Genomic DNA, 13,750 nt, shown 5'->3' on the forward strand with positions numbered 1-13,750 from the left:
ATGAATTTTATACAACAAGCATATAAAGGAGAAAATAGCTGGTGGAGATGGTTGCTAATAGTTTTGATAGTAATGTCACCATTTATATTAAATTTTTCCATTTATTTTTTATTACCAGAAGTATATAATGAGTTAATGGGTCAAACTGTTAATTTTCAAGGGAATAAAAATATTTTTTTACTTGAAAGTCTAATACCATTCGCAGTATTAATGATATTATTGTTAATTTTTGTAAAACTTTTACATCAACGATCAATTACTTCATTGATAACGAGTAGGAAAAGAGTAGATTGGAACCGTTTTTTTTATGGATTTACTACTTGGTTTTTAATAACTGTGTTTTTTCTTTTGATAGGTTATTTATTAGCTCCTGAAGATTTTGTGTGGAATTTTAAACCAGTTCCGTTTTTTCTATTATTAACGATTTGTATCATTTTAATTCCAATTCAAACATCGTTAGAAGAATTGTTGTTTAGAGGTTATTTAATGCAAGGAATTGGAATTTTAACTAATACTAGATGGGTTCCACTTATCGTAACTTCAGTATTGTTTGGTTTTATGCATATTTTAAATCCTGAGGTATCCAAATTAGGTTACGGAATTATGGGGTTTTATATTGGTACAGGTTTTTTATTTGGTATTATTACGTTGTTAGATGAAGGAACAGAATTAGCTTTAGGAATTCATGCAGCAAATAATATTGCAGCGGCTATTTTAGTAGCTTCAAATTGGGCTGTTTTTCAAACAGATGCTTTGTTTATTGATTATTCAGAACCTAATTTAGTGTTTCAAATGATAATTCCAGTATTTTTAATTTATCCACTATATATTATAATATTACAAAAAAAATATGGCTGGAAAAATTGGAAAGAAAAACTATTTGGTAACATAGAGAAGCCGGTAATAACAACAAAATAGTACTCCAAATAAAGTGGACAATCTAAACTTTCATAATAGTTTTCAGTTAAACGGAAAGTCTTTTTCTAATGAAGATGAATTATTGACTTTTTCGAAGACTATAAACGATTCCGTATATCAATTTTTATCAGATTGGTTTAATGCAGAAGATTTTGTAGTAGTAAAAACATCAGGTTCTACGGGAAAACCTAAACCGATTCGGTTGAAAAAAGAGTTTATGATAAACTCAGCAAAAGCCACTGGAACTTTTTTTGGATTAAAAGAAAATACTACAGCTTTATTGTGCTTATCAACTGGTTATATTGCTGGGAAAATGATGTTAGTTCGTGCATTAACCTTAGGGTGGAGTATGGATGTGGTTGCTCCAACATCTAAAGTTGAAATTCTAAAAGAGTATGAATTTTCAGCGATGGTACCTTTACAATTACGAAGCTCTTTAGGAGATATAGATAAAATAAAGAAGCTTATTGTAGGAGGTGGTGTTGTAGCAAATGATTTAATTGAAGCTATTCAAAATAAATCAACTGAAATTTACGCTACTTACGGAATGACAGAAACAATTACACACATTGCTGTTAAAAAGTTAAACAATGTTATTTCGAACGATAGTGAGAAATCTCACTATAAGACACTCCCTAAAGTACAACTCTCTCAAGACAATCGAAATTGCCTAGTGATTGATGCTCCAAAAGTAGCTGAAGAAAAAATCATAACAAACGATGTAATTCGTTTGATTTCTGATACCGAATTTGAATGGTTGGGACGTTATGACAACGTGATTAACTCTGGAGGAGTAAAGCTACATCCAGAGAAAATAGAAGAAAAACTCTCTAAAATTATTTCAAATCGCTTTTTTGTTGCAGGTATCAACGATAAAAAACTAGGAGAGAAGCTAGTTTTGATAGTAGAAGGAGAGGAAAACGACGCTATTTCAAACGAAGTTAGAAATCTATTGGGGCTTACGAAGTATGAAATTCCGAAAGCAGTTTATTTTGTGGATAAATTCATAGAAACGGAGACACAAAAAATCCAACGTAAAAAAACACTCGCTAAAACTTTACCTCACTAAAAAGTATCGTTCACTTTTCTAATAAACTTGTTTACTCATTTATAGTTTTATAAAAATATAGTGTTAGCTAGTTTTATGTAAACTTTAAAACGAAAAACTATGTTTAAAAAACTATTTTATGCAATGATATTGTTGAGTTCAATAGCACTTGCAGCACAACAAAGAACAATAACAGGTGTAGTTTCAGATGAATCAGGTCCGTTACCAGGAGTTACTATTGTGGTAAAAGGAACTACTATTGGAATTGAAACTGATTTTGATGGTAAATACTCTATTTCAGCTACACAAGGAGATGTTTTAGTGTTTTCTTTTGTAGGAATGAAAACAGAGATGAAAACAGTAGGAAAAAGTCCGGTAATAAATGTTGTAATGAAGGGAGACAATGTATTAGATGAAGTTGTAGTGACAAGTTATGGTACTTTAAAAGGTAAAAAGGCTTTTTCTACTGGAGCTATCAGCATTAGAGGACATAATCAAATTGAAAATAGAGATTCTTATGCAGGAAGAAGTGAAAATATTTTCAGAAGCCCTGTAAACTCTCCCTTGTCTACATTTTCTATTGATGTTGATAAAGCTTCTTACAGTAATATAAGAAGAATGATTAATAGCGGTCAAAAAGTACCAAAGGAAGCAGTTAAGATCGAAGAAATGATTAATTACTTTGATTATAACTATCCGCAACCTAAAGGAAAACATCCTTTTTCAATCACTACAGAAATTGTTAGGACTCCATGGAATAAAGACACTCAGTTGATAAGAATTGGATTAAAAGGAAAAGAGTATAAACAAGAAAATTTACCAGCATCAAACTTAACTTTTTTGATAGATGTTTCAGGCTCTATGTCAGATCATAATAAATTACCTTTATTAAAATCTGCTTTTAAATTATTGGTAAATCAGTTAAGAGAAAAAGATAAAGTAGCAATTGTTGTATATGCAGGAGCAGCAGGGGTAGTTTTAAAACCTACATCAGGAAATGAAAAAGAAACAATATTAGAGGCTTTGAATCAATTAGAAGCAGGAGGCTCAACAGCAGGAGGCGAAGGAATTGAGTTAGCTTACAAACTAGCAAAGGAAAATTATATAAAAGATGGAAATAACCGAGTTATTTTAGCTACAGACGGTGATTTTAATGTAGGAGCTTCAACCAATGCTGAAATGGAAGAGTTAATAGAAGAAAAAAGAAAATCAGGAGTATTTCTATCAGTGTTAGGTTTTGGTTACGGAAACTACCAAGATGATAAATTAGAAATTTTAGCAGATAAGGGAAATGGAAATCATGCGTATATCGACACTATGCAAGAAGCGCAAAAGGTATTTGGTAAAGAATTTGGGGGTACTTTATATACCATTGCAAAGGATGTGAAAATTCAGGTAGAATTTAATCCAGAAAAAGTAAAAGCATATCGTTTAATAGGATATGAAAACAGATTGTTAAATGATGAAGATTTTGTAGATGATACAAAAGATGCTGGTGAGTTAGGTAGTGGTCATACAGTAACAGCATTGTATGAAGTAATTCCTGTAGGAGTAAAAAGTAAATTTTTGAAGAAACTACCCAAATTGAAGTATACTCAAAATAAACAATTAAATAGTTTTAATAATGAATTATTAACGGTGAAGTTTAGGTATAAATTACCAAAAGGGACTAAAAGTATAGAGTTGGTAAAAACGGTTAAAAATGAAGTATTGGCACCAACGAATGATATGAATTTTATTTCAGCAGTAGCTTTATTTGGAATGCAATTAAGTAAATCAAAATTTAAAAATAAGACAAAAATTGAAGATGTACTTAGTTTGACAGAGGGAGAAATAGGAGAGGATAAAGATGGTTACAAAGCAGAGTTCGTTAGATTAGTAAAAACGTATAATTAAGAATAAAAAAACAGGGTTAAATGCCCTGTTTTTTCTAAAAAATCTTTAGCGTCAAAAGCTTTTTTATAATCAGCTAAACTCATTCCGAATCGTTAAGCATTGTAGTTTTCTTCTTTATCTGTTTTGTAAAGTTTGCTTTATATGCTTATTTCTATTGATTCGATTCTTTTGTTTTGTAGAAAATAGTAATAGTGAGAAGTTTGGTTGAGATAAATATATAAAAAAATCCAACGATTTTTATCGTTGGATTTATATGTTTTGAATAAGAAGATGTTTGTTATTCTTCCATAGAGTGGTAGACATTGTTTACGTCATCGTCTTCTTCCAGTCTTTCTAAAAGCTTGTTTACCTCTTCTTTTTGTTCTTCTGAAATCGCAGTAGTGGTTGTTGGAATACGTTCAAATTCCGAAGAAAGAATTTCAATATTATTTTCTTCTAAATATTTTTGAATAGCGCCAAATTGTTCAAAAGGAGCATAAAGCATTACCGAACTATCTTCTTCGTCGGCAAAAACTTCTTCCACTTCAAAGTCGATCATTTCCATTTCAAACTCTTCTAAATCCATTCCTAAGGAATCTTCTTTTACTTTAAAGTTAACCACGTGGTCAAACATAAAAGCAACTGATCCAGAAGTTCCTAAATTTCCGTTACACTTGTTAAAAGCAGCACGTACATTAGCTACTGTACGGTTATTATTATCAGTAGCAGTTTCTACTAAAACAGCAATACCGTGAGGAGCATATCCTTCAAATAATACTTCTTTATAGTTTTCAGTACTTTTATCAGATGCTTTTTTAATAGCGCGCTCAACATTATCTTTAGGCATGTTGGCAGCCTTTGCATTTTGAATTACAACACGTAAACGAGAGTTGGTTTCGGGGTTTGGACCACCTTCTTTAACTGCCATAACGATATCTTTACCAATACGAGTAAAGGTTTTAGCCATAGCTGACCAACGTTTCATCTTTCTTGCTTTCCTAAATTCGAATGCTCTTCCCATGTGTATTCTGTTTTAATTTTGCTTGGCAAATGTAACTAATGCTATAAAATATTGCAATTAAAAATGTTTTTTGAAAATTACATCACCTGTTTGTTTATCATAAGCTTTCCAAGTTCCACTTTGTTTATCATTTTTATAATGCCCTTTAACTTTTACGTTTCCGTTTTCATAAAAGGACTTATAAGAACCACCTTTTAAGCCATCTTCTAAATCAACTTCAAATTTTAGTTTTCCGTTTTTATAAAACTCTTTGTATGATTTAGCGCTTAGGTCAGAAGGATGTATTGGCGGAAGCTTAAAAAATGTTGTGGAATTTTGAGTACTTGTAGAATCTTTGTAGGGAGCTAACTCTAATAGTAGTTTTTCTCTTAATTCTTTATCTTTTTTAGTGTTTATATCAATGTTTTTAGGATCTTCAAAAACAAGAGAAATATTACTTTCAAATAAGTCATCAGAAGCAATTAGCTGCATTCCAATTTGTGAAAAGCAAGTAATATAAGGTTTGTTTTTTTGAAGTTCACGTCGAGTTTTGTTATCAACTAAACTTAAAAGATCTTTGTAGGAATTTGGAGTGTTTACATAAGCAAAGACACTAGATTTTTTCTCAAAATGATAATTAAAATCATCGAATTTTTCAGAGTTTTCTAGGGTGTATCCTATTAAGTGGTTGTTAATAATTTCTTTAATAGTATTTGGACTAGTACTAAAAACTACAAAATCATCAATAATGGTAAAGTAAGGTTTCTCCATCTTAGAAAACATGTTTCCTGCTAACATTTTAAAGAATCCTTTTAAATCAAAAAAGTTAATAGGATAACCTCTGTAATCGATTTGCTTGTATTTTAAAGGGGTATTTTCTTTAATTTTTGAAAGGACAAGCTGAAGATTTTCTTTAGCATCATCAATATCATCAGCTTTAATAATAGCAGCGATATCTTTCTTGTTTTTTGAAAGCTCAGTGTTAAAATGAATTAAAGCTATTTCACTACCAATCCAACTATAAATGTTTTCAAAAACATTAATGTCTAACTTATCCTCAATCATCGAAAGTTGATCAGAATACACCTTAAAATCAGCAGGATTTTCTTGTTGGAGTTTCTCTAGATTACTATTGAATGTTTTAAAATCATCAAAAGCAAAGCTAAGATATAAAGAGGTGTTCTTTGGAGCTACTTTAGCAACGCTACGCTTACCAGCCCCAGACTTTTGTAATACCTTTAAATAAGTTTGTGAATTAGTGTCAACGTTTGTGTAACCAGTAGCTTGAACGATAACTCCTTCCACAATGGATATGTCTAAACCAGAGTAGAAGAATGCTTCTTTATTTAAAAAATCTAAATTGCTAGAACTGGTAAAACAATTTAAATAATCTTTTAGATATTTATGTTGTAAATAGATATTAAAAAATCCATCAGTATCTGTTTTTTTTTTTATTTCTATAAAATTTATATCTCGTCCAATAACAGGATTCAAGTATTGGTCAATTGATTGTTCAACCAAAAGGTGAGTATAAGAAGCTATAACTTGGTTTTTAATAAAAGAAAGGTGTAAAGTTTCTCTAGTCTTCTTATTATACAGTTCTATAATTTCGTGTTCTTTGTATACTCGTTTTGTTACCTTATAGTCTTCTCCAGCCAAATTACTTATAGCTCTTTTTAGAAAAATAAGTTTAGAGAATTTTTGTAAATCCGCAACGTATAATAACCCATATTTTCTAGGACTAAATACATGTACTGAAATAACCAGATTACGTTCCCCAATAAAGTCAAAAATTTCCTTTTTTGCTTTAAAAGTTTCATCTAAACTATGTAGGCCTTCAGATAGTTTATTGATTTGTTGATTCTTTTGAAGATGCGTCCAAATTTCACTTGAGCTTATTTCATCCCAAGTGTCAATAGGTCTTTCAGTATCAACTATGAAAACAGCATCATCAGGAACTAGGTAAATAGACTTGATATTATCATTTTCAGATAAGGTGAAAATATACACTTGATAGATTACAAAGCCTATAACAAGGGCAATAATGCCCCAAAACACTTTCCTCTTCATGCTGTTTTCTGTGTTTTAAACTTGTAAAACTCCTAAATTAAAAGGCTTTTCAATAGGAGCGTGGTCAGCAGCTTCTATTCCCATAGAAATCCATGTTCTGGTATCTAGAGGATTAATTACAGCATCAGTCCAAATTCTTGCAGCAGCATAGTAAGGAGATATTTGATTATCGTATCTCGATTTAATTTTATCAAATAATTCAGCTTCTTTTTCAGGAGTAATTTCTTCTCCTTTTTTCTTTAAAGCAGCTGTTTCAATTTGTAGTAATACTTTGGCAGCAGAGGCTCCACTCATCACAGCTAGTTCAGCACTTGGCCATGCAAAAATAAGACGAGGGTCATAGGCTTTACCACACATAGCGTAATTTCCTGCACCGTAAGAGTTACCAATAACTACCGTAAATTTAGGAACTACAGAGTTACTAACAGCGTTCACCATTTTGGCTCCGTCTTTGATAATTCCGCTATGTTCAGATTTACTTCCTACCATAAACCCAGTAACATCTTGTAAGAAAACTAACGGGATTTTCTTCTGGTTACAGTTGGCAATAAATCGAGTAGCTTTATCAGCTGAATCGTTATAAATTACCCCACCAAATTGCATTTCGCTAGGTTTGGTTTTTGCTCCTTTTGATTTTACAATTTTACGTTGGTTAGCAACGATACCTACTGCCCATCCATCAATACGAGCATATCCAGTAATAATGGTTTGACCATAGCCTGCCTTGTATTCTTCAAATTCAGAATTATCAACCAAACGCTTGATGATTTCCATCATGTCGTATTGCTCATTACGAGCTTTTGGTAAAATTCCGAAAATATCATCTTCATTTTCTTTTGGAGGAAAAGCTTCTTTACGATTAAATCCAGCTTTGTCATAATCTCCAATTTTATCCATTAAGTTTTTAATGGTATCTAAAGCATCTTTATCATCTTTTGCTTTATAATCGGTAACCCCAGATACTTCACAATGTGTAGTTGCTCCACCTAATGTTTCATTATCAATAGTTTCACCAATAGCGGCCTTAACTAAATAACTACCCGCTAAGAAAATACTTCCTGTTTTGTCTACAATAAGTGCTTCATCACTCATAATAGGTAAGTAAGCACCACCAGCAACACAACTTCCCATAACAGCAGCAATTTGGGTAATTCCCATGCTACTCATTACCGCATTGTTTCTAAAAATTCTTCCGAAATGTTCTTTATCAGGAAAAATTTCATCCTGCATTGGTAAATAAACCCCAGCAGAATCTACCAAATAGATAATAGGTAGTTTATTTTCAATTGCTATTTCTTGAGCTCTTAAATTTTTCTTTCCTGTAATAGGGAACCAAGCACCCGCTTTTACGGTAGCATCGTTAGCAACAACAATACATTGCTTACCGCTAACATATCCCATTTTTACAACCACGCCGCCTGAAGGACATCCACCATGTTCTTGATACATGTCTTCACCTGCAAAAGCAGCAATTTCGATAGACTTAGACTTATCGTCTAATAAATAATCAATACGTTCACGAGCTGTTAATTTTCCTTTCTCATGATGTTTGTCAATACGTTTTTGTCCACCGCCTAATTTAACTTTGGTTAAGCGTCTACGTAAATCTGATACTAAAAGTTTATTGTGGTCTTCGTTTTTGTTGAAGTTAAGATCCATGGTAAGTTATTTGTTTGCGTGTGCTAAAATAAGAAAAACAACGTACAAAACAAGGTGTTTAGGTGTACGATTGAATGATGTTTTCAACAGTATTTTCTATTTCTTTATTTCTAGATTGTTTTAGTAAAATATAAGGTTCTGCCACCCGTTCATTACAGTTTTGTACTGCGCATGTTTCACAAGTAACACCTACTGTTTTTTTAGTGAAAGTATCTTCATTAAAAAAATGAAGTTTTCTTTTTAAGTGTGGAGAAAGCAACATACCTATGCTAACACTACGATTAATTTTTTCTTTAAAAGGATCGGCAGTAGCTGCAGAAAGAACTAAATACTCCTTTTGAGAATTTTCGTACGAAGAAATTTGAATTCCGTAAGCAGATTTTTTTTCTTCTGAAACTTCTAAATCCTGAATTGTTTTAATGGCAATCCATCTTCTGCAATAATGTTCATTGTTACGATTGGCGTGAGGAGACTGTTGTTGTGTAATATGTAGTTCTTTAGAAAGTCTATGTGCCAGAGAACCTTCTTTATGAGTAAAACGTAAAAAGAAGAGGTTCTTAATATTAAAATGTCTTGGTAAAATGTTCGTTAAACGTTGATAAAACGTTTCGTCTGAACAATTATAACTTCTAATAATTTTGTGCAATTGTATAGGTTGCCAAGTTTTTAAAGAAAAAAGTTGTGTTAGTTTTTGAATTAAATCATCTTTCGGAATAATTAAAGCACCTGCAAAGTAAGAAGCTACAAAATTATTTAATACTTCATCAAAACTGTCAAATTTAATCCATGGAAATGTATATAACCTGTTTTCAATTTGTAAATAATTATAAGCTATTTCTTTAGCAAAAATGAATGTTCTCTGTGCTTCGTTTATATCGTTATATATAAGAAGTGTTTTGTTTTTTGGAATATAGATGTTTCTTAATTCAGATAATTTTTGATGTTTAGATAGTTCTTCGCTATCAATCGTATAACCGTATTCTTCAATTAAAATTTCTTCTAAGTCTTTTGAAGAAATAGGTTTGTTTGGATTGATTTGATAAGCCTTAATAAAATCTGTAACCTTTGTTTCAATATCCTCAAAATAGTTGTTGTGTGCTTCTTGGTACGAACGTAATGCAGCAAGAAAAAAGCTTTCTCTTGTTAAATTGTAGTTTTGAGAAATCTTAATAATGGTACTTATAAAAGCATTAACCTTTGCAGGAGCATTGGCAATGATGTCAATTAGATTATTTTCTTTAATACCAAATAGGTCAAGAGGAATCTCTTTTAAAATTTTCGATTGTAAAATTTCACCAATAGGGGCTAGGTTTTTATCTAATTTTAGAGATACCAAATGATCATAAGGTACTTCTAGCTTCTCAGAAAGAATAACAATTTTATCAGTTTTTGGATACTTTTTTCCTTTCTCAATTTCGTTTAAATACGATTTTGATAATCCTGTTAGTTTAGCTAATCCAAAGAGTGATAGGTTTTTATCTGTACGTATTTGTTTCAGTTTTAACCCAAAAACTAATCTGATATATTCTTCTTCCAATGTGTTTTATTAAAATATTCGTAATTCAAAGGTATAAAAATTAGCGAATTAATAAAAATTTGTAATTTATATATTTTTAGCGAACGTTCGCTTTTTTGTTTGAGTTCTTTTTTTTAATATTGAACTGTCAATCAATAAGTAAAAAATAAATAGATATGAATCAAGATGTTTTAGCAAAAGAAATTCAATGTGTAGGTTTTGATCAAACCGAGTATAAAAGTGTTTTGACCAATGAAGCCAAAGCATTTTTAATTCAACTTCAAGAAAAATTTAATCCTCAAAGACTTCAATTATTAGCTGAAAGAGAAATCGAACAAGCTTATTTTGATGCAGGAAACTATCCTTCTTTTCCTTTGGAAACGAAAGAGATAAGAGAGAGCGATTGGGTATGTGCTCCGTTACCTGAAGATTTGTTAGATAGGAGAGTAGAAATTACAGGGCCAGTAGAGCGTAAAATGATTATCAATGCATTAAATTCTGGAGCAAAAACGTTTATGGCAGATTTTGAAGATAGTAATTCACCTACAATTCAAAATATTTTAGATGGTCAGGTAAACTTACGAGATGCAGTAAATAAAACAATTTCATTTTACAACACTGCAAAAGATAAAAGCTACAAGTTAAATGAGAGAGTAGCTACCTTGTTAGTAAGACCAAGAGGATTGCATTTAAATGAAAAACATTTGTTGATTGATGGTGTAGAAATGTCAGGTTCTTTGGTTGATTTTGGATTGTACTTTTTCCATAATATCAAAACCTTACGAGAACAGGGGAGTGCAACCTATTTTTATTTACCTAAACTAGAACATTACAAAGAAGCGCGTTGGTGGAATGATGTTTTTGTGTTTGCACAAGAGTATATGGAGGTACCACAAAAAACCATTAAAGCAACAGTATTAATAGAAACAATTACGGCAAGTTTTCAGTTGGATGAAATTATTTATGAGTTAAAAGATCATATGGCTGGTTTAAACTGTGGTCGTTGGGATTATATCTTTTCATACATTAAAAAGTTCAGAAATCATTCTGGTTTTATTGTGCCAAACCGTTCACAAGTAACCATGAGTAGCCCATTTATGAAGGCGTATTCGTTACGAGTTATTCAGTCGTGTCACAAACGAGGTGTACATGCTATGGGAGGAATGGCAGCACAAATTCCAGTAAAGAATAACGAAGCGTTAAATAAAGAAGCTTTTGCAAAGGTTAAGAAAGATAAGGAGCAAGAAGTTAGGAATGGTCATGACGGAACTTGGGTGGCGCATCCTGGTTTAGTAGCAATTGCAATGGACGTTTTTAATACAACAATGCCCAATGCGAATCAGATAGATAAAAAGCTAGAAGATCTAACAATTACAGAAAAAGATTTAGTAGAATTACCAGAAGGTACTATTACTGAGCAAGGAATACGAGAAAATATCAATGTTGGTATTTTGTATGTAGAGTCGTGGTTAATGGGACAAGGAGCAGCTGCCTTGTATAATTTAATGGAAGATGCAGCAACTGCTGAAATATCTCGAACACAAGTATGGCAATGGTTACATAAAAACGTAATGCTTGAAGATAGTAGAACGTTTACAGAGGGAATGTATGAGCAATTTAAAAAAGAAGAATTAAAAAAAATAAAAAGTTATGTAGGTGAAGACAGATACAATAACGGAAAGTTTGAGTTAGCTATTCAATTATTTGACAAGTTGATTTTAAACAAAGAATTTGTAGAGTTCTTAACCTTACCGGCATATAAATATTTATAGAGAAAAGCAATTTAAATTAAAAACTAGACTTGAATATTTAAATCTCGATTATCGAGAAAAAAGCCCTCAAAAATGCGGCAACATTTAAGAGGGCAAGCTATCAATAAAAATTAATAACCTTATCAATTACAAAATTATGAAAAATTTAGCACACGCTAATTATAGTTCTGCTTTACAAACAGTGAAAGAATTAAAGAAAAAGTTCGGAGCAACTTGGAATTCAGTTTCTCCAGAGAATGCTGCTAGAATGGTAGCACAAAACCGTTTTAAAACAGGTTTAGATATCGCTAGATACACCGCTGCAATTATGAGAGAAGATATGGCGGCTTACGATGCAGATTCATCTAATTATACACAGTCATTGGGGTGCTGGCACGGATTCGTAGCACAACAAAAAATGATTGCAGTAAAAAAACATCACAAAACAACAAGTAAACGTTATTTATATCTTTCAGGATGGATGGTAGCTGCATTGCGCTCAGAGTTTGGTCCATTACCAGATCAATCGATGCATGAAAAAACAGCAGTTCCTGCGTTAATTGAGGAGATTTATGATTTTCTACGTCAAGCAGATACTATTGAATTAAACGATTTATTTAGAAGATTAGAAAACGGAGAAGATGTACAGAGTGAAATTGATAATTTTGAAACACATATAGTTCCAATTATTGCTGATATTGATGCTGGTTTTGGAAATGAAGAAGCTACGTATTTGTTAGCTAAAAAAATGATTCAGGCTGGTGCTTGTGCTATTCAGATAGAAAATCAAGTTTCAGATGCTAAACAATGTGGGCATCAAGATGGAAAAGTAACCGTGCCACACGAAGACTTTATAGCAAAATTAAATGCAATTCGATATGCCTTTTTAGAGTTAGGCGTAGAAGATGGAGTTATTGTAGCAAGAACCGATTCGGAAGGAGCAGGATTAACTCAAAAATTACCCGTAAGTCAAGAGCCAGGAGATTTAGCTTCTCAATATTTAGCATTTGTAGAAGCTGAAGAAATTACAATTGATGAAGCAAAAGAAGACGATGTATTACTAAAACGTGATGGAAAGCTAGTGCGTCCTGTACGTTTGGCTAATGGTTTGTATAAGTTTAGAGAAGGAACGAATATTGATAGGGTAGTGCTAGATTGTATTACAAGCTTACAAAACGGAGCCGATTTGTTATGGATTGAAACGCCTACACCACACGTTGGTCAAATAGCCAATATGGTAAATAGAGTGAGAGCAGTAATACCAAATGCGAAATTGGTATACAACAATTCACCATCGTTCAATTGGACGTTAAACTTCCGTAATCAAGTGTATGATGAAATGGTTGCAGAAGGAGAAAACATGACAGGGTACGACAGAAATAATTTAATGAATGCGGCTTATGATGGTACAGAATTGTGTCATAGAGCGGATGAGAAAATCCGTACTTTCCAAATAGATGGGGCAAGAGAAGCAGGTATTTTCCATCATTTAATTACCTTACCAACCTACCATACAACTGCGTTACATATGAATGATTTAACAGAAGGTTATTTTGGAGAAGATGGAATGTTAGCGTATGTAAGAGGAGTACAACGACAAGAAATTAGAAAAGGAGTTTCGTGTGTAAAACATCAACGAATGGCTGGTTCTGATTTAGGAGATGATCATAAAACATTTTTTGCAGGAGATAAAGCGTTAAAAGCTAGTGGAGAAAAGAATACATCTAATCAATTTGAAGTAGGGGCAAAAGATAAAGGGATAGAAGAAGAAAGTGCCGTAGCAGTATAAAAAATCTTAGTTGTTTGTAAACTTCCTGTTATGTTTGGTTTGTTTCAATTGTTTGTTTGCATAGCAGGAATTTTACTTACTAATTTGATAGTATGAGTTTATAATTAGCAGTTGTAAATTTTAT

General features: G+C 32.0%; 9 protein-coding genes. 5 read left to right on the plus strand and 4 right to left on the minus strand.

Annotation, left to right across the window (positions count from 1 at the left end; all coding sequences use genetic code 11):
- From MHM83_RS15770 to MHM83_RS15780, 3 genes are all read left to right on the plus strand, one after another.
- On the plus strand, positions 1-918 hold the full coding sequence (locus tag MHM83_RS15770) for a CPBP family intramembrane glutamic endopeptidase (RefSeq protein WP_239180810.1): 918 nt from the start codon (positions 1-3) through the stop codon (positions 916-918).
- Positions 919-931: 13 nt separating this feature from the next.
- Positions 932-1,987, plus strand: a complete 1,056-nt coding sequence (locus MHM83_RS15775) for an AMP-binding protein (RefSeq protein ID WP_239180812.1) — start codon at positions 932-934, stop codon at positions 1,985-1,987.
- 99 nt (positions 1,988-2,086) lie between these two features.
- Complete coding sequence (locus tag MHM83_RS15780) at positions 2,087-3,862, plus strand: vWA domain-containing protein (RefSeq protein WP_239180813.1); 1,776 nt, start codon at positions 2,087-2,089, stop codon at positions 3,860-3,862.
- A gap of 277 nt (positions 3,863-4,139) precedes the next feature.
- Here the strand turns inward: MHM83_RS15780 and MHM83_RS15785 are convergent, their stop codons facing one another.
- Genes MHM83_RS15785 through MHM83_RS15800 form a run of 4 tightly spaced genes read right to left on the minus strand, consistent with a single transcriptional unit; the run spans position 4,140 to position 10,107 of the window.
- Complete coding sequence (locus tag MHM83_RS15785) at positions 4,140-4,862, minus strand: YebC/PmpR family DNA-binding transcriptional regulator (protein WP_047789109.1); 723 nt, start codon at positions 4,860-4,862, stop codon at positions 4,140-4,142.
- 57 nt (positions 4,863-4,919) lie between these two features.
- Entirely contained in the window at positions 4,920-6,911 is a 1,992-nt protein-coding gene (locus MHM83_RS15790) for a DUF3352 domain-containing protein (RefSeq protein WP_239180815.1), read from the minus strand.
- A gap of 15 nt (positions 6,912-6,926) precedes the next feature.
- Positions 6,927-8,570, minus strand: a complete 1,644-nt coding sequence (locus tag MHM83_RS15795; RefSeq protein WP_047789107.1) for an acyl-CoA carboxylase subunit beta — start codon at positions 8,568-8,570, stop codon at positions 6,927-6,929.
- 58 nt (positions 8,571-8,628) lie between these two features.
- Positions 8,629-10,107: a helix-turn-helix domain-containing protein gene (locus MHM83_RS15800; protein ID WP_047789106.1), complete on the minus strand. Its 1,479-nt coding sequence runs from the start codon at positions 10,105-10,107 to the stop codon at positions 8,629-8,631.
- 155 nt (positions 10,108-10,262) lie between these two features.
- On the opposite strand from MHM83_RS15800, the gene aceB reads away from it, so the two are divergent.
- Both aceB and MHM83_RS15810 read left to right on the plus strand, forming a co-directional pair.
- Entirely contained in the window at positions 10,263-11,858 is a 1,596-nt protein-coding gene (aceB, locus tag MHM83_RS15805) for a malate synthase A (RefSeq protein ID WP_239180817.1), read from the plus strand.
- Between the two features lie 136 nt (positions 11,859-11,994).
- Positions 11,995-13,626: an isocitrate lyase gene (locus MHM83_RS15810; RefSeq protein ID WP_239180819.1), complete on the plus strand. Its 1,632-nt coding sequence runs from the start codon at positions 11,995-11,997 to the stop codon at positions 13,624-13,626.
- The last annotated feature ends 124 nt before the right edge of the window (positions 13,627-13,750 follow it).

The organism is Tenacibaculum sp. Mcav3-52, assembly GCF_022347665.1.
Taxonomy (GTDB): domain Bacteria; phylum Bacteroidota; class Bacteroidia; order Flavobacteriales; family Flavobacteriaceae; genus Polaribacter; species Polaribacter mesophilus.